Origin of the sequence: Streptomyces winkii (assembly GCF_032248595.1) — a bacterium.
In the GTDB taxonomy this organism is placed as follows: domain Bacteria; phylum Actinomycetota; class Actinomycetes; order Streptomycetales; family Streptomycetaceae; genus Streptomyces; species Streptomyces winkii.
Map to the genome: position 1 here is coordinate 77,956 of NZ_JASTTH010000008.1, position 20,502 is coordinate 98,457.

At 72.4% G+C, this 20,502-nt stretch carries 17 protein-coding genes; 14 read left to right on the forward strand and 3 right to left on the reverse strand.

Going from position 1 to position 20,502, the window contains the following annotated elements:
- Window positions 1–107 precede the first annotated feature (107 nt).
- From QQM67_RS23925 to QQM67_RS23955, 7 genes are all read left to right on the forward strand, one after another.
- Window positions 108–1,046, forward strand: coding sequence for an SDR family oxidoreductase (locus QQM67_RS23925; RefSeq protein WP_314176312.1), 939 nt, complete (start codon window positions 108–110; stop codon window positions 1,044–1,046).
- Between the two features lie 78 nt (window positions 1,047–1,124).
- Window positions 1,125–1,733, forward strand: coding sequence for a YdbC family protein (locus QQM67_RS23930; protein WP_314176313.1), 609 nt, complete (start codon window positions 1,125–1,127; stop codon window positions 1,731–1,733).
- A 27-nt stretch (window positions 1,734–1,760) separates the two neighbouring features.
- Window positions 1,761–2,420, forward strand: a complete 660-nt coding sequence (locus QQM67_RS23935; RefSeq protein WP_314176315.1) for a histidine phosphatase family protein — start codon at window positions 1,761–1,763, stop codon at window positions 2,418–2,420.
- Window positions 2,421–2,861: 441 nt separating this feature from the next.
- Entirely contained in the window at window positions 2,862–3,557 is a 696-nt protein-coding gene (locus QQM67_RS23940) for a ribonuclease HII (RefSeq protein WP_314176804.1), read from the forward strand.
- 285 nt (window positions 3,558–3,842) lie between these two features.
- Window positions 3,843–4,268 (forward strand): hypothetical protein, encoded by a 426-nt coding sequence (locus QQM67_RS23945; RefSeq protein WP_314176317.1) that lies wholly within the window; start codon window positions 3,843–3,845, stop codon window positions 4,266–4,268.
- 112 nt (window positions 4,269–4,380) lie between these two features.
- Window positions 4,381–6,540, forward strand: coding sequence for a RecQ family ATP-dependent DNA helicase (locus QQM67_RS23950; protein WP_314176319.1), 2,160 nt, complete (start codon window positions 4,381–4,383; stop codon window positions 6,538–6,540).
- 78 nt (window positions 6,541–6,618) lie between these two features.
- Complete coding sequence (locus tag QQM67_RS23955; protein WP_314176321.1) at window positions 6,619–7,407, forward strand: DUF899 domain-containing protein; 789 nt, start codon at window positions 6,619–6,621, stop codon at window positions 7,405–7,407.
- Window positions 7,408–7,497: 90 nt separating this feature from the next.
- Here QQM67_RS23955 and QQM67_RS23960 read toward each other — a convergent pair whose 3' ends face one another.
- The gene (locus QQM67_RS23960) at window positions 7,498–8,478 is read right to left on the reverse strand and encodes a helix-turn-helix transcriptional regulator (RefSeq protein WP_314176323.1); all 981 of its coding nucleotides are present in this window, start codon (window positions 8,476–8,478) and stop codon (window positions 7,498–7,500) included.
- A 61-nt stretch (window positions 8,479–8,539) separates the two neighbouring features.
- Between QQM67_RS23960 and QQM67_RS23965 the strand changes: the two genes are divergently transcribed.
- Window positions 8,540–9,124 (forward strand): DinB family protein, encoded by a 585-nt coding sequence (locus QQM67_RS23965; RefSeq protein WP_314176325.1) that lies wholly within the window; start codon window positions 8,540–8,542, stop codon window positions 9,122–9,124.
- Window position 9,125: 1 nt separating this feature from the next.
- Entirely contained in the window at window positions 9,126–9,563 is a 438-nt protein-coding gene (locus tag QQM67_RS23970; protein ID WP_314176327.1) for a VOC family protein, read from the forward strand.
- 109 nt (window positions 9,564–9,672) lie between these two features.
- Here the strand turns inward: QQM67_RS23970 and QQM67_RS23975 are convergent, their stop codons facing one another.
- On the reverse strand, window positions 9,673–10,071 hold the full coding sequence (locus tag QQM67_RS23975) for a hypothetical protein (RefSeq protein ID WP_314176329.1): 399 nt from the start codon (window positions 10,069–10,071) through the stop codon (window positions 9,673–9,675).
- A gap of 341 nt (window positions 10,072–10,412) precedes the next feature.
- Window positions 10,413–11,276: an SCO1860 family LAETG-anchored protein gene (locus QQM67_RS23980; protein WP_314176330.1), complete on the reverse strand. Its 864-nt coding sequence runs from the start codon at window positions 11,274–11,276 to the stop codon at window positions 10,413–10,415.
- Between the two features lie 463 nt (window positions 11,277–11,739).
- On the opposite strand from QQM67_RS23980, the gene QQM67_RS23985 reads away from it, so the two are divergent.
- The 5 genes from QQM67_RS23985 (at window position 11,740) to QQM67_RS24005 (ending at window position 20,271) form a co-directional block, all read left to right on the forward strand.
- The gene (locus tag QQM67_RS23985) at window positions 11,740–12,990 is read left to right on the forward strand and encodes a DUF4192 domain-containing protein (protein WP_314176331.1); all 1,251 of its coding nucleotides are present in this window, start codon (window positions 11,740–11,742) and stop codon (window positions 12,988–12,990) included.
- A 98-nt stretch (window positions 12,991–13,088) separates the two neighbouring features.
- Window positions 13,089–15,260, forward strand: coding sequence for a glycogen debranching N-terminal domain-containing protein (locus QQM67_RS23990; RefSeq protein ID WP_314176332.1), 2,172 nt, complete (start codon window positions 13,089–13,091; stop codon window positions 15,258–15,260).
- Window positions 15,261–15,387: 127 nt separating this feature from the next.
- Window positions 15,388–16,149 carry an NUDIX hydrolase gene (locus QQM67_RS23995; protein ID WP_314176334.1) on the forward strand — a complete coding sequence of 254 codons (762 nt, stop codon included), beginning with the start codon at window positions 15,388–15,390 and terminating at the stop codon, window positions 16,147–16,149.
- A 200-nt stretch (window positions 16,150–16,349) separates the two neighbouring features.
- Window positions 16,350–19,049, forward strand: coding sequence for an ATP-binding cassette domain-containing protein (locus tag QQM67_RS24000; protein ID WP_314176336.1), 2,700 nt, complete (start codon window positions 16,350–16,352; stop codon window positions 19,047–19,049).
- 217 nt (window positions 19,050–19,266) lie between these two features.
- Entirely contained in the window at window positions 19,267–20,271 is a 1,005-nt protein-coding gene (locus tag QQM67_RS24005; RefSeq protein WP_314176338.1) for a FadR/GntR family transcriptional regulator, read from the forward strand.
- Window positions 20,272–20,502: the final 231 nt, after the last annotated feature.

A 20,502-nucleotide genomic window follows, 5' to 3' on the forward strand; every position in this document is an offset into this window, starting at 1 on the left:
GAGCCGGGCCCCGCCTCGCGGTTTGCGAGGGGCCGGGCGGCGGGGGTACGGCTGCGACGGCGGCGGCGCACCCCGAGGATGGACGCATGGAAGGACGGACCGACGGCATGAGCGGCGCAGAAGACGGCCCCGGCGGCCAGCGCGACCCCGACGCCTCCGGCGAACCGGTGGGCGAGGCGAGCCCGCCTGGACCCGCCGGCCCCGTCCTGGTCACCGGAGGCACCGGCACCCTCGGCCGCGCCGTCGTCCGGAATCTGCTGGAGGGCGGGCATGCGGTGCGGGTGCTCAGCCGCCGGCCGCTCCCCGAGGCCGCGGCCCCGGGAGAGGAGCCGCCCGGCGCCGGTTCCGGCTCGGGAGGCGCCCCTGCCGCCCCCGCCCCCGCCCCGGAATGGGCCACGGGCGATCTCACCTCCGGTGAAGGCCTCCACGCCGCGGTCAAGGGAGTCGGCAGCGTCATCCACTGCGCGACGACCGGAACCAGCAGGGACGTCGTCGGGACGGACCGGCTGGCGGAGGCCCTCAGGCGCTCGGGCGGCAGGCCTCATCTGGTCTACGTCTCCATCGTGGGCGTCGACCGGGTGCCGTTCTTCTACTACCGGGCGAAGGCGGCGGCCGAACGGATCGTCCAGGACAGCGGGCTGCCGTGGACGATCCTCCGCGCCACCCAGTTCCACGATCTGATCGCGCGGATCACCACGGCCCAGCGGCGGCTGCCCGTCACGCTCTATCCGGCCGGCATGTCCTTCCAGCCGATCGAGGCCGACGAGGTCGCACAGCGCCTCGCGGAGCTGGCGCTCGGACCGCCCGCCGGGCGCGTGCCGGACATGGGCGGCCCCGAGGTGCGCACCGCCCGCGAACTGGCACAGCTGACGCTGCACGCGTACGGGCGGCGCCGCCCGCTGCTGCCCGTCCCGCTCGCGGGCAGCGCGGCCCGGGGCTACAAGGCCGGACACCACACGACGCCCGGACACGCAGTGGGGCGCAGGACCTACGCCGAGTACGTGGTCGCCGCCGCGGCAGGGGAGCGCAGCGGCCGGAGGCCGTGATCGAGTGCGGGCAGACGGGATTCCGTCGCGGGACCGCGTGCGTACGGATTGTCATTCGGTTGGCCGTACGATGGCGCGGTGCTGGTCAAGTGGATGCGCTGCACGGTGGTGGACCGCCGGGGGTTCGAGCGGGGGCAGCGGAAGTGGGCTGGGCTGCTCGGCGAGCCGGGTTTCCGGGGCCAGGGCGGCGGTTGGAGCCGCGCGAGAGAGGGCGTCGCCCATCTCTTCGGCTTCTGGGAGAGCCGCGCTTTCTACGACTCGTTCATGGCGCGCTCGCACGACCGGCTGCACGCCGCGCAGGTCGGCACGTACAAGGACATGCGCGTGCGCCTCTTCGAGTACCGCTTCGATGTGAAGACCGGCTTCCGGCCCGTCTTCGCGGACGCCGATCTGCTGCGCGTCGCCCACTGCCGGGTGCGTGGCGACCGCATCGAGCACTACACGCTGATGCAGGAGAAGGTCTGGAACCCGGCGATGGCCGGTTCGCCCGGGATGCTGCGCGGGGTCTTCACACAGGCCCAGGCCGAGGACGAGTTCATGGTGCTCTCGATGTGGGACTCGACCGCGGAGCACGGCAAGTACCGCACGGAGCGCGTGGAACGGCTCGCCCTCCGTGCCCAGCTCGGAGCGGACGTGACCGGGATAGCCGGGGACGTGATCGACCTTGAACCATCCTGGACCGTCTGAATTTCGCCATGGCCATAGAGTGGCCATATGGCACGACCGAGGCGCATCGTCCTGGTCCGGCACGGGGAGTCCCAGGGGAACGAGGACGACACCATCTACGAGCGCGTGCCCGATCATGCCCTCGCGCTGACGGAGAAGGGCGTGCGGCAGGCCCGGGCCACGGGCGAGCGGCTGCGCGAGCTCTTCGGCCGGGAGCACGTCTCGGCTTATGTCTCCCCGTACCGGCGCACACACCAGACGCTCGCCGCCTTCGGGCTCGACCCGTCGCGGCTGCGCGTACAGGAGGAGCCGCGGCTGCGGGAGCAGGACTGGGGGAACTGGCAGGACAGGGAGGACGTGCGCAAGCAGAAGCAGTACCGGGACGCCTACGGTCACTTCTTCTACCGCTTCGCGCAGGGCGAGTCCGGGGCGGACGTCTACGACCGGGCCGGGGCCTTCCTGGAGAGCCTCTGGCGCAGCTTCGAGCGGCCCGATCACCCGCCGAACGTGCTGATCGTGACGCACGGGCTGACGATGCGCCTCTTCTGCATGCGATGGCTGCACTGGACGGTCGCGGAGTTCGAATCGCTGTCGAATCCGGGGAACGCGGAGACACGTACGCTGGAACTGGGAGAGGACGGGCGCTACCACCTCGACCGCCCCTTCGAGCAGTGGTGCACGCCGCGCTCGTACGGTTCGTGTACGTGAGCGACGTGACGGATGTGATCCCTTCCCCCGACCGCGCCCGCGGGCGCGGCTCCAGGGCGGGGAGGGTGCGGCCGGGCGGACGGCGCGCGTGGGAGACAGAGACGAACGACGCACCCTGAACGCTTGATCATGAACGCCGAATCCCAGGACCCCGCGAACGGCGACGCGTTGGGCGAACCGGACGACAAGTCGCGTGCGCAGCACGGGACATGGGACCGCCGTCCGGACGCCGGCCCGTCCGTGGAGCCGGACGCGGAGCCCGAGCGTGAAGCTCGCACCGAGCAGGCCGCGCTGAAGCGCGCGGAGCCCGAGGGCGAGCGCCACGACGAGCCTCGCGAGCCCCCTCGGGAGCCCGAGCGCCGGGACGAGCCGGGCGCTGCCGGAGACAGCGGTGCACCCGGTGGCCAGGCGGCGGACGACCGGCGATACGCTGATGCGGCCATGCCGATCGCGCCTCCAACTCACCGTGTCGAGCGGTCGATCCGTGCCAAGACGGGCGCCAAGATCGTCGCCGGGATCGACGAGGTCGGCAGGGGTGCCTGGGCGGGCCCCGTGACCGTGTGCGCCGCCGTCACCGGGTTGCGCCGCCCGCCGGAAGGGCTCACCGACTCCAAGCTGCTGACCGTCAAACGGCGCACGGAACTCGCCGCGTTGCTCGACGGCTGGGTCTCGGCGCACGCGCTCGGCCACGCGTCCAACGAGGAGATCGACGAGTTGGGCATGACGGCGGCTCTCCGGCTCGCCGCGCTGCGCGCGCTCGAAGCCCTGCCGGTCGTGCCGGACGCGGTGATCCTCGACGGCAACCACGACTATCTCGGGACGCCTTGGCAGGTGCGTACGGTGATCAAGGGCGATCAGTCCTGTGTGTCCGTGGCTGCGGCCTCCGTCCTGGCCAAGGTGCGCAGGGACGCGCTCATGGCCGAACTCGGCACGGACCACGCCGACTTCGGCTTCGCCGACAACGCCGGCTACCCCTCGCCCGTACACAAGACCGCTCTCCAGGCGTTCGGGCCCACTCCGCTCCACCGGATGTCGTGGGCGTTCATGGACACGCTGCCGCGCTGGCAGCACCTCAAGCGCACCCGTGCCGTCCCCGACGAAGAGACCCCGCCCGCCGAGCAGATGGGCTTCTTCTGAGCGGCCCGTCCCGGCCGGGACCGCGGCCCCGCGTCCGTCCGAAACCGCTGGCCGAACCCGCTTACGCGGCTCGTGCTCGCGTTTGATAGACATCACCCCATGCCTCTCATCCCTGAGGAGCCACAGATTCAGGAGACTCTCCCGGGCAACCGCAACTCCGCGGCAGCGACCCGGACTCCACAGGCTTCCCGCCCCGCGGTACCCGTTCCCGGCCCCCGGGCCCCCTCGCGTCCCTCGCCTCCGCGTGCGGACAGCAAGGGACCGACTCCGGGACGGCCCGGCACCGTGCGCACAGGTGGTGCGCAGCGGAACACCGCGGCGCCGTCCCGTACCGCCGCACAGATCGAACTGGTCACCGCCACCGACGCGACGGCCGTGAACGTCGCGGACGAGACGGTGGACAAGCTCCTCGACGAGGGCACGCCGCCGGGCGACGTCCTCGTGATCACCACCGGCGAAGAGCACCCGTGGGCGCAGCACGAACTCTCCTTCGGCGAGGACGCCTACTGGCGCCAGCTCACCGACGGCGAGGACGTCTTCTGCGTGCACCACACCGCGCTGTCACGGGCCGGGCGGCGGGCTGTCGTCGTCCTCGCCGTCAACGGGGGTACGGACGCGCAGGCCGCCGAGGCCCTGCCCGCCGCGCTCGCCAAGGCGGGCCGCAGCCTGATCGTCTGCGGCGACCCGCAGCGGCTGCGCCAGCTCCTCTGAGCCCGTACGGGCCGCCGCCCAGCGTGCACGCCCTGCGCTCCCGCCGCTCGCGAGCTGATTCTCACTCCGGGAGAGATGGCTCGTAGCCCTCTCCATCGGGTTGCATGGGCGCATGGACGATGTGGAGCTGCGCACCGAGGCCGATGCCATCCTCGCCGAACTCGTCGGCGACCCGGGGGGTTCGGCGCGGCTGCGCGAGGACCAGTGGCAGGCGGTGTCCGCACTGGTGCAGGAGCGCAGGCGCGCGCTGGTGGTGCAGCGCACCGGCTGGGGCAAGTCGGCGGTGTACTTCGTCGCCACCGCCCTGCTGCGCCGGCGCGGCTCGGGTCCCACGGTGATCGTCTCGCCGCTGCTGGCGCTGATGCGCAACCAGATCGAGTCGGCGGCGGGTGCCGGAATCCGGGCGCGCACCGTCAACTCGGCCAACCCGGAGGAGTGGGAGACCGTCTACGGGGAGATCGAGCGGGGTGAGACCGACGTCCTCCTCGTGAGCCCGGAACGCCTCAACTCGGTCGATTTCCGCGAGCAGGTGCTGCCCGAACTCGCGGCCACGACCGGTCTTCTGGTCGTCGACGAGGCGCACTGCATCTCCGACTGGGGCCACGACTTCCGGCCCGACTACCGCCGGCTGCGGTCCATGCTCGCCGGTCTTCCGGCGGGCGTGCCGGTGCTGGCGACCACCGCGACCGCCAACGCACGCGTCACGGCGGACGTGGCCGAGCAGTTGGGCACGGGCGCCGGCGAGGCCCTGGTGCTGCGCGGTCCCCTCGACAGGGAGAGCCTGCGGCTCGGCGTCGTCCGGCTGCCCGACGCCGCGCACCGACTGGGCTGGCTCGCGGAGCATCTGGACGAGCTGCCGGGCTCCGGGATCGTCTACACCCTCACGGTCGCCGCGGCCGAGGAGGCCACGGCGTTCCTGCGGCAGCGCGGCCTCCAGGTGGCCTCGTACACCGGACGCACGGAGAACGCCGACCGGTTGCAGGCCGAGGCGGACCTGCGCGAGAACCGGGTCAAGGCGCTGGTCGCGACGTCGGCCCTGGGCATGGGCTTCGACAAGCCGGATCTGGGCTTCGTCGTCCATCTCGGCTCACCGTCCTCTCCCATCGCCTACTACCAGCAGGTCGGGCGTGCCGGGCGGGGCGTGGAACACGCCGACGTGCTGCTGCTGCCGGGCACGGAGGACGAGGCCATCTGGCGCTACTTCGCGGACACGGCCTTCCCGCCCGAGGCGCAGGTACGGCAGACCCTCTCGGTGCTCGCGGACGCGGGACGGCCGCTGTCCGTACCGGCCCTGGAGGCCTCCGTGGATCTTCGGCGCAGCCGGCTGGAGTCGATGCTGAGGGTGCTGGACGTCGACGGTGCGGTGAAGCGGGTGAAAGGCGGCTGGACGGCGACCGGAGCCGAGTGGGTCTACGACGCCGAGCGCTATGCGTGGGTGGCGCGGCAGCGGGCGGCCGAGCAGCAGGCCATGCGGGACTACGTCAGCACGTCCGGGTGCCGGATGGAGTTCCTGCGCCGGCAGCTGGACGACGAGGGGGCGGCCCCGTGTGGCCGCTGCGACAACTGCGCCGGCCCCTGGGCCGGTTCATCGGTCTCGCAGGAGACGCTGACCGGGGCGGCGAAGGAACTGGACCGCCCCGGAGTGGAGGTCGAGCCGCGCCGGATGTGGCCGACGGGCATGCCCGCACTCGGCATCGACCTCAAGGGGCGCATCCCCGCCGAACAGCAGTGCTCCACCGGGCGTGCCCTGGGGAGGCTCTCGGACATCGGCTGGGGCAACCGGCTGCGCCCGCTGCTGGCCGAGGACGCGCCGGACGGTCCGGTGCCCGACGACGTGCTGCGGGCCGCGGTGGCGGTCCTCGCCGACTGGGCGCGCTCCGCGGGGGGTTGGGCGTCGGGCGCTCCGGACGCCTCCGCACGTCCGGTGGGCGTCGTGGCCGTGCCGTCGCTGGCCCGGCCGCAGTTGATCGGATCCCTCGCCGAGGGGGTCGCGGGCGTGGGCCGCCTTCCCTTTCTGGGCACCCTGACCTACACCGGGCCGGGCGGCGCGCATGTGGCACGGCGCAGCAACTCCGCCCAGCGACTCAGGTCGCTGTCCGGGGCCTTCGCCGTCTCCGAGGAGCTGGCCGCCGCCCTGGGCGGCTCACCCGGCCCCGTACTGCTCGTGGACGACTACACCGACTCGGGCTGGACCCTCGCGGTCGCCGCGCGCCTGCTCCGCCGGGCGGGCAGCGGACGGGTTCTTCCGCTGACTCTCGCCGCGGCGGGCTGAGCCCGCGCTTTTGCGGCCCCGGTTCCCTAGGTTGAGTCCAGTCCACTCGCAGTACGAGAGCAGTCAGGAGAGACCGGGATGACGACGATGGGGAACCTGCCCGAGGTGGTCTCGCGCGAGGAGTGGCTCGCCGCCCGCAGGGAACTGCTGGTCAAGGAGAAGGAGTTGACGCGCGCCCGCGACCGGGTCAACGCCGAGCGGCGCCGGCTGCCGATGGTCCGCGTGGACAAGCCTTACACGTTCGAGGGACCGGACGGAACGGTGGGCCTGCCCGACCTGTTCGAGGACCGTCCGCAACTGGTGATGCACCACTTCATGTTCGGCCCGGACTGGGACGAGGGCTGCCCGAGCTGCTCCTCGGCCGCCGACGGCATCGGCAGACTGCGGCAGCTGCACGTGCGCAACACCACGCTCGTCGCGGTGTCGCGGGCGCCGTACGAGAAGATCGCGGAGTTCCGCGAGCGGATGGGCTGGACGTTCCCCTGGTACTCCTCGTACGGCGGCGACTTCAACTACGACTTCCACGCCACCCTCGACGACCGCGTCGCGCCTGTGCTGCTCCACTTCCGCACCGAGGCCGAACTCGCCGAGACCGGAACACCGTGGACGGGCGGACCGTGGACGGAGAGCATGCGCGGTTCCGAACTGCCGGGCGTCAGCGCGTTCCTGCGGGTCGGCGAGGAGGTCTTCCACACCTACTCGACGTACGGCCGCGGCATCGAGGAGTTCCACAACGCCTACCAGTACCTCGACCTGACCGCGCTCGGCCGCCAGGAGGCGTGGGAGGAGCCGAAGGGACGCGCGGCGCCTCTGGGCTTGCAGGTCGGCGGCCCGAACATGCGCGTCCCCGACGAATACGACGCCTGAACCGCCCGCTTCCTCGGAGGACGGTCAGATCCGCCGCGGCGCAGGCGTCTCCCGCGGCAATCGCCAGGCCGCCGGTCCCGTCCCTGGTGATCAACCAGCGTCAGCCGTCCCGTCCCGGTCCCCGGCCATCGTCGCGATGCGGCGGGCGAGCCGGGCGGCCGCCTCCCGCAGTTCCGGAGGCTCCAGCACCTCCGCCTCGAAGCCCAGCCGGGCCACGTGCACGGCGAGCCAGTCCAGGTCCTGCCCTCCGGCGACGAGCACGCACCACCCGTCGCGATCGTCCTCGACGCGCCCCACCTGGGGCGGTACGAGCTCGCGCACCCGGTCGGGCGGTGCGTGCACACGTACTCGTGCGAGGTACCTGTACGGCGCCGCGGTCACGGAACGCTGCACGTAGGCGACCGGGTCCGGATGCTCCCTCGCCCGGAACCGCCACGTCGTCGCCTCCACCTCGCGCATGCGGTCCAGCCGGAAGGTGCGCCAGTCGTCGCGGTCGACGTCCCAGGCCATCAGGTACCAGCGGCGGCCGGTCGCGACCATCCGCACCGGCTCGACGGTGCGCTCGCGCTCCTCGCCGTCGCGGGCGGCGTACCCGAAGCGCACGCGCACCGAGTCGCGGCAGGCCCGCGCGAGGGTCACCAGCAGCTCCGCGTCGATCTCGACACCGGGACCGACGAGGGTCTCGGTGGCGCCGTGCACCGCGCGCACCTCGGCGCGCAGCCGGGGCGGCATCACCTGGTCGAGCTTCGCGAGGGCGCGCAGTGCCGCCTCGCCCGCACCGGCAACCGTGCCTCCCGACGCCAGCCGCAGGGAGACGGCCGTGGCGATCGCCTCCTCGTCGTCGAGAAGGAGCGGCGGCAGCCGGGTCCCCGCACCGAGTTGATAGCCGCCGCCGACGCCCGCCGTCGCGTGCACGGGATAGCCGAGCGCGCGCAGCCGCTCGACGTCGCGGCGCACCGAGCGGTCGGTGACCCTCAGCTCGGCGGCGAGCTCGGCGGCGGTCCAGGACGCCCGCCGCTGGAGCAGCGCCAGAAGCCGCAGCACGCGCTCGGTCGTCGCCTCGACGGTCACGCACTCATCGTTCCACAGATCACGGACCGATCCTGTCCGCTATATGCGGAAGGCTGAGCCCATGACCGACCTCACGTGGAACCCCATCCTCCGAGACCAGCTCACATGGCACTGGACGAACCAGCTGCGCGACCGTCTCGACGGGCTCACCGACGACGAGTACTTCTGGGAGCCGGCGCCCGGCTGCTGGAGCGTGCGCCCGCGCGGCACCGGCACGGCACCGATTCAGGGCGGGTCCGGCGCGATGACCGTCGAATTCGCGGTGCCGGAGCCCGAACCGGCGCCCTTCACGACGATCGCCTGGCGGCTCGGCCATGTGATCGTCGGCGTCCTCGCGATGCGCAACGCCGCGCACTTCGGCCGCGCGCCCACCGACTACAACTCGTTCGAGTACGCCGCGACCGCGGCCGAGGCGCTGGCCCAGCTCGACGCGGAGTACGCCACATGGCTGGCCGGCGTCGAGTCCCTCGGCGAATCCGGCCTGGCCCGCCCGTGCGGAGAGGCGGAGGGACCGTACGCCGAGCATCCTCTGGCCGCGCTGGTGCTGCACATCAACCGCGAGCTGATCCACCATCTCTCCGAGGTGTGCCTGCTCCGCGATCTCTACCGGCACACCCGGCACCAGACCGGACAGGAGGTGGGCTGAGATGGCCCGCGACGTACAGATCACCGTGGACTGCGCCGACCCGGCCCGGCTGGCGCGGTTCTGGGCCGAGGCCATGGGATACCGACTGCAGCCCCCGCCAGGGGAGTTCGAGACGTGGGACCAGGCCCTGGAGGCGATGGGCGTGCCGCCCGAACGCCGCAACGACGCCTCGGCGGTGGTCGACCCGGAGGGCTCCGGACCGCGGGTGTTCTTCCAGCGGGTGCCAGAGGGCAAGCAGACCAAGAACCGCCTGCACCTCGATGTGCGGGCCGCCCCGGGGTTCCAGGGCGACGAGCGGATGGCGGCCCTGGAGGCGGAGGCCGAACGGCTCCTCTCCCACGGCGCCACCCGGCTCGCGCGGCACGAGCCCGCACCCCCTCTCGGCGCAGGTCACATCGTGATGGCCGACCCCGAGGGCAACGAGTTCTGCCTCGACTGATCCGCCGCCCGCGGCGCGGTCCGGATGGACGGGACGCCGGCGGGCACCCCGTCCATCCGGACCATCCGGCCGTCCGGTCCGCTCAGACCGTGCGCTCCAAACCCCGGAGTCAGGACTTCAGGGTGCTCAGCGTGGCGCAACCCCGGTTCTTGACGCAGATCTTGATGCTGACGGCCCGGTTCTCGTCCAGGCCCAGTGAGCCCGACTCGGACCCGCCCGGGGCCAGATCGTCGGCGGCGACCGGCCAGCCGTCCGCCGTCACGAGGTAGCTGGCGCGCACCGACGTGTCGTTGTACGCGATGACGTGCTCGCCCTTGGCGCTGAAGCCGATGTAGGCCCGTACGTCCTCGTCGCCCGACCAGTAGCGTGCCGCCGAGCCGGAGACGCCGCCCTTGTCCCCGTCGTCGCCGTCGCGCCAGTACTCGTTCTTCCAGGAAGCGGCATGCGCGGACGTCGCGGTGCTCAGTGCCAGGCCCGTCGCCGCGATCAGGACTGCCGCCGTACGCACGACATGTTTCATATGACCCCCGTCAGTCGGATGAGTCGTGCGCGGGCCCGGGCACGGGCCCGTCGCACGACGGTGTACGGGTCCATTCACCTTGTGCGTATGGGGGCGGGTAAAGGTGTTTCGGGCCGGGCCGAACGACGCGCGGGAGCGGCAGAGGGACGTCAACGGCGGGCGGCAGAGCGGGCGTTGAGAGTCGGTCGGTTCCGCAACCGCCGACGCCCACCACACCGTCGAGCGGGGTGTGGTGGGCGTCGTACGAGCCGCATCGCCCAGGGGAAGGCGTGGGCGATGCGGAGCCCGTGGCTCCACGCGCGGTCGCGCGTGGTGGTGGCGCTTGAGCGTCAGCCGCGCTGGGCGCTGCGGCGGCGGATCAGGTACATCGTCCCGCCACCGAGCACGAGGACGGCACCGACGCCGGCGATGATGGGCGTGGCCGCGTTGCCGCCGGTCTCGGCGAGGCCGCCTCCGTCGTCACCGCTGCTGCCGCCGGTCTGCGGAGCGGGCTCGTTGTCCCCTGCCCCGCCGCCCTTCGGGGACTCGCAGGTGGCCTCGGAGAGCACGATCTCACCGGCCGCCTTCACGACGTTCAGCTTGGCGGGGTTGACCTCGTACGACAGCTTCAGCGCGGTGGCCGCACCGGTGCTGCCCGTCGTCTTCTCCTGTTCCAGGGAGACGTCGACGCTGCCCAGGCCCGGGAGTTCGACCTTCTTGCTGCCGCCGGCGTCGAGCGTGACGGGCTTCCCGAGGACGGTGACCTTCTCCAGCTGGGACTTGGCGGTGGGCTTCTCGCCCGCCCGGCAGGAGGCGTTGGCGGTGAGGAGGTCGGCGCTCAGCAGCGGCTTGCCCGGCAGGCCGGGGGCGAAGGCCCGCACTCCGGCGAGCCTGACCTTGCCGATGGAGCGCTGCTCGTCGGCCTTGGCGCCGGAACGCGCGACGTCGGCTTGGACGAGGGTCACGGGCTGGCCCTTGTTGGCGCCCTTGACGTCGGCGGTGAGCAGCGTCTTCTCGGCGTCGCTGGGTGCGCTGACGGCGTTGAGGGACGCCCTCACCGGCACCTTCGCGGCGTTCGCCACGGAGACGTTGAGATCGGCACGGGCCGCGGCAGCGGTCGCCTTGCCGGTCGAGCCGGAGTGACCGTCCGCGGAAGCGGCGTAGGCCGGGACGGTGGCCAACGTGCCGCCGACCATCACAGTGGCGGCACCCAACAGAGCAGCCCGGCGAGCGCGCAGGCCAAAGACATGCGTGTACAAGGAGGGGAACCTTCCCAGGGGACATGGAGCCGCCGACGCCGCTGAACTACGAGGCCAGCCAGGCCTGTCGGGGCTTTGGTCCACGGAATGATGCCGCTCCGATGATCGGGGTGCAACTCTCGGTTACCCCTATCAAGTGAAGAAACTCGGTAGCTTTTTCAACTTAGGTTTGACGGCCGTATCTTGCGCCGCAGCGACCGGGCCGACCCGGCGCCGGAGTCCCGGGCAAAGCCGGACAGTGCTGGTCAGTGCTGGTCAGTGTTGCGAACTCCTGGGCTGTCGTGGGGAGTTCGGGTATTGCCCCAGGGTTCCGGACAAGCAGGAGTGCTGCGCAGCCTTCAGTACGACTGGCGTACAAACAAGGGCAGCTGTGGATAAGTAGGGACAAGCCGGGGCTCGTTCGCGGCACCTTTGCGTCATGACACAGCGAGACAACGGACACCACGGCCACGGTGAGGACGAGACGGGGGCCGAGCCCCACGGCACCCTGCCGGCCCCGGTCCCTCCGCCGCCCGGAGGGAAGCATGAGATCGCGCTGCGCAGCCCGGCCGAGCTCGCGGACGCTCTTCCGTATCTGCTCGGGTTCTATCCCGACGACTCCATCGTGGTCGTCGCCCTGCACGGCTCGCGAGGCCGCTTCGGCGGCCGGATCAGGATCGGCATCCCCGCCGCGTGCGAGGAGTGGCCCGCCGTCTCCGAGCAGGTCGCCGCATGCCTGGAGGGCGAGGCGAGTTCGGGCTCGTCCCGGCCCGACGGGGCCATCGTCTTCCTCTGCCAGGATCCGGGCGCCGACGGCAAGAGGGAGGAGGTGATGCTGCGGCTGCGCCCGCTCGCCCAGGCGCTGCGCACGGCTTGCGGTTCGCGTGAGATCCCGGTCTACGAGGCGCTGTGCCTGTCCGACGGTCATTACTGGTCGTACTGCTGTCCCGACGCGGACTGCTGTCCGGGCGAAGGGCGGCCTCTGGGCGGGACCGGTACTTCGGCTATGGCCGCCGCTGCCGCATACGCCGGCATCCAAGTGCGCGGCTCCCTGCGGGAGATGGAGCGAAGGCTGGCTCCGCTCGGCTCCGAGGTCGCCGACGCCCAGGAAAGGGCGCTGGATTCGGCCAGTTCGGCGCTCGTTCCGCGCATGCTGGAGCCCGACGGCTGCGCCGTCGTGAGAGCCCAGACGCTTCAGCTCGCCCGGTCGATGATGACCCGGTTCGCTGCTTCCGTTCCCGACGAGAGCGACATCGCCCGGGCCGACGCCCACGACGACGAGCTGCTCGGCGATGACGACGCGGCGGCGATGATCCTCGGCCTCCAGGACCGCCGCACGCGCGACCGGGCAGCGGAGTGGATGGAGGGCCCCGACTCGGGCCCGGCGCTGCGTCTTTGGCGGGCCCTCGCCCGTCGATGCGTCGGGCCGTACGGCGAGCACGCGGCGGCTCCCCTGACGCTCGCGGGCTGGGTCGCCTGGTCTGCCGGCGACGGCCCCTCGGCCCGGGTCGCCCTCGACCGTGCCCTCCGCAGCGATCCCGACTACGTCTTCGCCCAGCTTCTCCACCGTGCCTTCAACGACGGCATGGATCCAGAGCCGTTGCGCCGTTGCATGCGCAAGGAGCGGGCGCTGCGCCAAGCGCAGGAGAAGCAGGGTCCACCCGGGGCCGCGACCTGCGGTGTGCCGTGACCAGCATGCCCGTCAGCCGTTCATCTCATTGCAGACGCCGCTCATCTCCAGCCCCGGCCTTCGCCGGACCCCACACAAGAGGAAGCGGAGGTACGCCCGTGTCCACGAAGTCGCAGCCCGCCGCGCCGCAGCAGCCGACTCCCGGCCGGTATCCGCCCGGAGCGATCCCGCACGGCAGCCGTGCCGCACCGGGAGGACATCCCGCCCGTGGACGCATCCCCGCGGGGCAGCCGCCCGGCGTCGCGGAACACCAGTCCGCCCACGCCGCGTTGATCTGCGTCGCGGCGCCGCACCTCGCGGTCTCCGCCGAGCACGGCCAGCTCAACGGCGAGGGCATGGAGGGCTTCTACTATGCGGGCAGACGGGTGCTCGCACGCTGCCGTCTCCTCCTCGGCGGCAAGGAACCGCTGCCGCTTCGGGGGCGCATGGTCGGCGCGGGGCAGGCGCAGTTCACCGCCACGGCCCGGACCACCGTCCGGAGCGGTCCCGACCCGGAGTTCGTGGTCGACAGGCTCAGATCGGCCGAGGGCACGGAGCGCATCACCGTACGGAACACCGGCGGCCGTCAGGTGATGCTGCCGTTCGAGCTTCGCCTCGGGACGGACCTCGCCGAGATCGCGGCCATCGCCGTCGGGCGGGCCGGGCACGAGATTCCGGCGTCCGTTCACGGTTCCGGCCTGTCGTGGTCCGCCGGACCTCTCCGCGCCACCGTCACCGCGGAGCCCCAGCCGGACACCAGCTGGGCCCAGTTGGGGCTGCTGAGGTGGGACTGGGCGATGCCGCCCGGTTCGGAGCGTACGGTCGTGCTCCGCACCGACCTGGTGAAGACCGCCCCGAAGACCGACCGTCCCCAGCGGGGCAAGGGCAAGGGACGAGGCAAGGCGAAGAGGGGCGCCGGCCGCCCGGAGTCCGTCATCGCCCCAAGACCTTCGACCCTCCCGAGGCTCTGGCGCGGCGCAAGCGCCGTCGGCGACGACGACAGGGTCGAGGCGCTCTTCCGCGCCGGTCTCGACGACGCCAACGCGCTGCTCATGAACGATCCGGCCGCGTCGGCGGACCTGCATCTCGCAGCGGGAGCCCCGTGGCGCTGCGCCCTCGCGCCCGCCGAGTCCCTGCGTGCCGCCCGGATGCTGCTCCCGCTCGGCACCCGCCTTGCGGCAGGCACCCTGCGCACGCTCGCCCGCGGCCAGTTCACAGGGCCGGGCCCCGACACGGGCCGCCTCCCAGGCGCCTTGCGCCATGCCGGCCCGTACGCCCCGCCGAGTTGCAGCGGTACGGAGGCCACCCTGCTCTTTCCCGCGGTGCTCGCCGAAGCACGGCTGTGGGGCCTTCCCGAATGCGACACGCAACGGCTTCTGCCTGCCGCCGAGCGGTGCCTGCGATGGATGCTCCACGCGGGCGGCGAGGAGATGTTCGTACCCGATCCAGCGCCCGACGGCCCGTACCGGTGTGAAGTCCAGGCGAGCGCGCACCGGGCGGCGCTGCTCGGCGCCGAACTCCTCGACTCCTGCGGAAGCGACGGGGGAGGAGAGCTGCGGGAGTGGGCCGAGGAGCTTCGCCGCCGGTTCCGGGAGGAGCTCTGGCGGGAGGAGGGCGACGAAGCCGGACCCGTTGCGCTCCGCAGCCGCGGCGGAGCCGCGATGACGTATCCGACGTCCGCAGCAGCGGAGTTGCTGGACACGGGCCTGGCCGGGGGAGGCCGTCCCGCCGACGGGCTCCTCAGCGAGGCTCAGACCGAGCAGCTCTGCCGGAGGCTGGAGTGCCCGGCGCTCGACTCCGGTTGGGGTCTGCGCAGCCTCGGCAGCGGCGACGACCGGTACAACCCGTTCGGGCATCGCGGCGGTGCCGTGAGCGTCCAGGAGTCCGTGACCGCGGTCTCGGGGCTCGCCGCGGCGGGGCACGAGAAGGAGGCCGGTTCGCTGCTGCGCGGAATGCTCGATGCGGCGGCCTCGTTCGGCCAACGGCTGCCGGAGATGTATGCGGCGGAGCCGCGGTCCGAGGGCGGTGTGCCGCTGCCGCACCCCGCGGCCTGCCGCCCCGCCGCGGTGGCGGCGGCCGGTGCCGTGCATCTGGTCACCGTCCTCGCCGGAGTGCGCCCTGACGTTCCGTCCGGGACGGTCACCGTGCGCCCGCTGGCCGGAGCGGGGCTCGGCGCCGTGCGCTTCGCGGGGCTTCGCGTCGCAGGCGAGCCGTTCTCGGTGCGGGTGAGCGGCGACGGCGAGGCCGAGGTGGAGGAGGTGGCGGACGGATTGCGACTTGTCGGCGGCTGACGGCAGTTGGGGCCGCGCAGCGGGTGCGAGCCCCGGCATGGATGCCCGCCGAACGGTCCGGCAACAAGCGGGAAGGGGCGCCCCCGAACCGCCTGATTATCGTCAGGCAGACGACTATGATCATGGCATGCCCTACGATCCGTCGGCCTTCCCACCCTTCGCCGTCACCGTCGACCTCGTGGTGCTCACCGTGCGCAGACACGCGCTCTGTGCACTGGCCGTGCGCCGAGGCGAAGCTCCCTACGAGGGGAAGTGGGCCCTGCCCGGGGGCTTCGTCCGTGCGGACGAGGATCTCGCCGCCGCGGCGGCGCGTGAACTGGCGGAGGAGACGGGCCTGCGGGCGCACGATGCCGACAGCGGACTGCCCGGTGCGCACCTCGAACAGCTCGCCACGTACGGCGACCCCGGCCGGGATCCCCGTATGCGAGTGGTCAGCGTCGCCCACCTCGCGCTCGCCCCGGACCTGCCCTCCCCGACGCCCGGGGGAGACGCACGGGGTGCCCGCTGGGCTGCGGTCGACGACCTGCTCGGTGTCGGCGACCCCTCCCGCCGGCGCGACGAAGACGGCGACAAGGCGTCTCTCGCCTTCGACCACGATCAGATCCTCGCGGCGGGAGTGGAACGGGCACGCTCCAAGATCGAGTACTCCTCACTCGCCACGGCCTTCTGCCCACCGGAGTTCACCGTCGGCGAGCTGCGCAGGGTCTACGAGGCGGTCTGGGGAGTGGTCCTCGATCCACGCAACTTCCACCGCAAAGTGACCGGTACGCCGGGCTTCCTGGTCCCCAGCGGGGGCACGACGACGCGTCAGGGCGGGCGCCCGGCGCAGCTGTTCCGTGCGGGAGGCGCGAACGTGCTCAATCCGCCGATGCTGCGTCCCGAAGTCTGACGATCCCGCGCCCCAGCACGCCGAGCTGCCCCAGGGCCTTCGATCGCTCACGGCCGGCCACCCGCCTCGCACGCGCCCGCACCCCACACCCCGCTCGCCGGGCAACGGACTTGGCCGGGGGAGCTGCATTGCCGGTGAAAGCCCGACATGTCGCGTTATCTTGCCTGGATGCATCCCCCACGCGTCACGCGGGAGAAGCGATGATCCAGGCAATCGGGCTCACCAGCGTGCCTCGCCGCCACCAACTCAAGCCCGCTGTCGACGACCTCACCTTCGAGGCGCGTCCCGGCCGCGTCACCGTGCTTCTCGGTCCCGAAGGCTCGGGCAAGACGACCGCCCTCCGCCTCATGCTCCAACTTCAGGCGGGCCGCGGGACGGCTCTCTTCCGGGGGCGCCCCGTCCACCGCGTGCATCACCTGGCGCGCGAAGTCGGTGTGCTGCTGGGCGAGGTGAACGGGCATCCGGGGCGCACGGCCCGCGGTCATCTGAAGATGCTCGCCGCCGCAGCCGGAGTCCCGGCCGGCAGAGCGGACGACGTGCTCGACGTCGTCGGGCTGAGCGGCCTCTCGGACCAGCGAATGAGCGCGCTCTCCCGCGGCATGGACCGACGCCTCGGCATGGCCTGCGCGTTGCTGGGAGATCCCCACACGCTGGTCCTGGACGAGCCCTCACTCGGGCTGTCCCCGCGCGAGACCGCCTGGCTGTACTCGCTGTTGCGCGGCTACGCGAACCAGGGCGGCACCGTCCTGCTCACGTCACGCCGCTCCCGGGAGGCGGCCGAAGTCGCCGACCGCGTCGTCAGTATCGACTCCGGCAGGCTGATCGCCGATCAGGGCGCCGCCGACTACGTACGTACGCGGCTCCGTCCCCGCGTCGCCGTCCGGACTCCGCACGCCGAACGCCTCGTCGCCGTACTCACCCAGGAGGGACGGAAGGCGGGCGCGGGCCGCGACGGCGGTCCCCTCAAGGTCGTCCGCGAAGGCGGCACCAAGGTCTCGGTCTACGGGAGCAGTTGCGCCGAAGTCGGGGAGCACGCCTACCGGAACGGCATCCTCGTGCATCAACTCACCGACGAGAGCGGCGACACCGGAGACGCACATCGTCCCGGCCCGCTCGACCGCGCCGACGGGAGGCGCCCGGCCGGTGCCCCGGCGCGTGCCGTCGCCCCAGGCACGGGAACCGCGTCGGCGGAAGCGGCGAACGAGCCGTCCGGTGCGGAGGCGGACCGGGCCGCCGGCGCGCAGCCTGCGCCGGGGGCTTCGAAGGCGGACGCCTCGCAGACGGACGGCGGCGGACACCGTGCCCACGAGGCCCCCATCTCCACGTCCGGCCCCGGAACTTCGGAAGCGAACGGCACACCTGTCGAGCCCCGCAGGGATCAAGTCCTCCTCGGAATCGAAGAGATGGAAGAGATCGAGGAGATCGAGGGGCTCGACGACTTCGAAGAGCCGGCGACCGCATCCACCGCATCCACCGCCTCCGCTGCCTCCGGCGCTTCACCGGCTTCCAGCAAGGACGCCCCGACCGGCGACGAGCGGCGGCCCGAGCCTGAGCCCGAGCCCGTATCCGACCTCCGGCCCGAGCCCGGCTCCGACCCCGACGACGGTGACCGCTCCGAGCCGGTACTCGTCGCGAGCGCCACACGTACCGCGATGGGCTCCGCACGTTCCACGACGGCCACGACGTCCGCACCGGTCGCCGTGGCCGGAGTGGCCTCCGTGGGCGGCGAACACGGCGAGGCACCCGCCGACGGCGCCGAGGCGGAAGCCGAAGCAGAAGCAGAAACCAAGACAGAACCCGGTCACGAAGCCGGCCCCGAGCCAACTCCCGCGGACGCGCCCACAGTCCGGATCAGCGACGCGCCCCTGACGGCGGCATCCACGGAGTCCACGGACTCCACCCCCGCTCCCTCCGGAGCGTCCTCCGCTTCGCGCCGCCCCGTACTGTTCAAGCCCCTCGCCGACCCCGACGCTCCCGGCGGCGCCAAGTCCCTCTGGACGCCGCGGAGTCCACAGGCCCGCGCCTCCGCCGAACTGCCGCCGCAGCTGCACGCCGTGGCGCGCCCCGGCCCGGCCGCCCCGCTGCGCTATGAGCTCTGCCGCTTCGCGAGCGTCCGGAGCACGTGGGTCGCCATGGCGGTCACCGTGGCGGTGGCGCTGTGCGTCGCGCTCGTGATGGCCCGTACAGGCATGGGAGTTCCGTCCGGTTCCGGCGATCCGCTGCCACCGGTCGTACGCCTCCTGACGAGCTGGCCCTCGGGCGGCGGCCTCTTCCTCCTGCCTCCCGTCGCCGTCGCGGCCGGACTGCTGGGGGCCTGGGCCTCCGGCGAGGAGTTCCGCTATCCCGTGCTCGCGCCCGCCCGTGCACCCGTGCCGCGCAGGCTCAGCCTTCTCGCGGCCAAGCTCGCCGTCACGGGGACACTGGCCGTGCTGCTCAGCATCGTGGTCGCGGCCGTCAACGCCGCGGGCGTCTCTCTGGTGTTCGGCTCCGAAGCCCTCGCGCTTCCCGCCGGCGGCACATCCTCCGGCGACCTGCCGTGGCAGCTGCACCTCGCGGCGGTGTTCGCGTTCGCCGCCGGGTGTGCCTGGGCCGGGGTTCTGGCCGGGGGAATCTTCCGGTCGGCGACGGTGGGCACGGCGGTCGTGGTGGCGGTTCCCTTGCTGCTGGCGCCAGTTGTACGGGCGCTGCTGGGCGGCGACTCCGCCTCGGCACGATCCACGGACGGACTTCCCGGACGCCTGGAGGCGGCCCTGCTGGTGCCCTGGCCGCCCGGAACCGAACGGTGGGTGTCCGCTCTGCTCGAACTGGCCTCCCAACCGGTCGGCTCCGCACTGGTGTTGTCACTGGCGGCCCTGCTGGCCGGCTACCTCGTCACCGCGCTGAGCGGAAAGGCCAGGTAGCGCCCCTGCCACGCGCTGCCACACGCTGCCGGGCGCGGCAACGCGACCAAGCGGCCACCACACCACCGCAGCGCACCGAGTGCTCGTCGAGCGCAAGCGGCCGTCAACCGTCGTCAGCCTCCCCAACACCCCGCATATGACAGGGAGATGCCCGTCGGGCAACGCGTTCTTTCTGATAAGGCGTCAATTGTCCGGAAGTCAGTGATCACCCTTTCGTGTGCTTTTCACCAAAGCCCTCAAGGCCGCCCGGAGGGCCGCCGACAAAGGATGCGTGACTACCCTTGCGCACTCCATGATGACCGCCGCTCGCTCCGCCGACTCAGGCCTCGCCGGCCCGGGCGAACTCGACCGCTACGCGTATGCCGAGTCCTCCGGCTCGGCGCGCACGACCAGCAACGTCCCTGCCTGGCAAGGCTCCGAGGCCGACATCAACCGCGCCGGCAGGCGCGCGGCCGGCAGTCGCGGACGAGGCCTGCACGGTCAACTCGTCCAGCAGCTCGGCCAGATGATCGTCTCCGGCGACCTGGGGGCCGACCGTCCCCTCGTCCCCGAGGAGATCGGTCACCGCTTCGAGGTCTCGCGCACCGTCGTCCGCGAGTCCCTCCGCGTTCTGGAGGCGAAGGGTCTGGTCAGCGCCAGGCCCAACGTCGGTACGAGGGTCCGGCCCGTCAGCGACTGGAATCTGCTCGACCCCGACATCATCGAGTGGCGCGCCTACGGGCCGCAGCGTGAGGACCAGCGGCGGGAACTGCGTGAACTCCGCAGCACCATCGAGCCGTTGGCCGCGCGTCTCGCCGCGGGTCAGGTGCGGGACGAGGTGCAGCAGCGCCTCGCGGACATGGTCGAGATCATGACGCACGCCGTCGGCCAGGGCGACACCCTGACCTTCTCCCGTGCGGACGCCGAGTTCCACGGACAGTTGTTGCAGGCAGCCGGGAACCGCATGCTCGAACACCTCTCCGGCATCGTCTCCGCCGCACTTCAGGTCTCGGGCGGTCCGGGTACGGGATGCGACGTGGCGACGGAGGCCTCCATCGCCCATCACCAGCGGGTCGTGGACGCGCTCGCTTCCGGCGAGGGCGCGGCGGCGGAGGCCGCGATGCGCCACGTGCTCAGCGGCCGTCCCGACACGGCGGCACCGGTCTCGCCGCCCGGAGTCGGCGGCGCCACCGGCGGGGCCGGCGGCGGCGACCACGTGGTGCCCCCGCCACGCGAGCACTGAGCCGGGCGGCGCCTGAGAGACGAGGGACGTCCCGTGCCGCGCGGGCGAGCGCCCGGAGAAACGGATCGCATCGACCGCCGATCGCGCGCAGGCGCCGCGTCGACAGGCAGCGGTCCACGGCACGAACGGCTGCGCCGCCGGATTTCGGCGGCGCAGCCGTTTCCGCCCTTGTGTATGCGGGGCAGCTTCTTGGAGTGGTGTCCTTTTCGTCGGCCTCTTTCCGGAATGTAT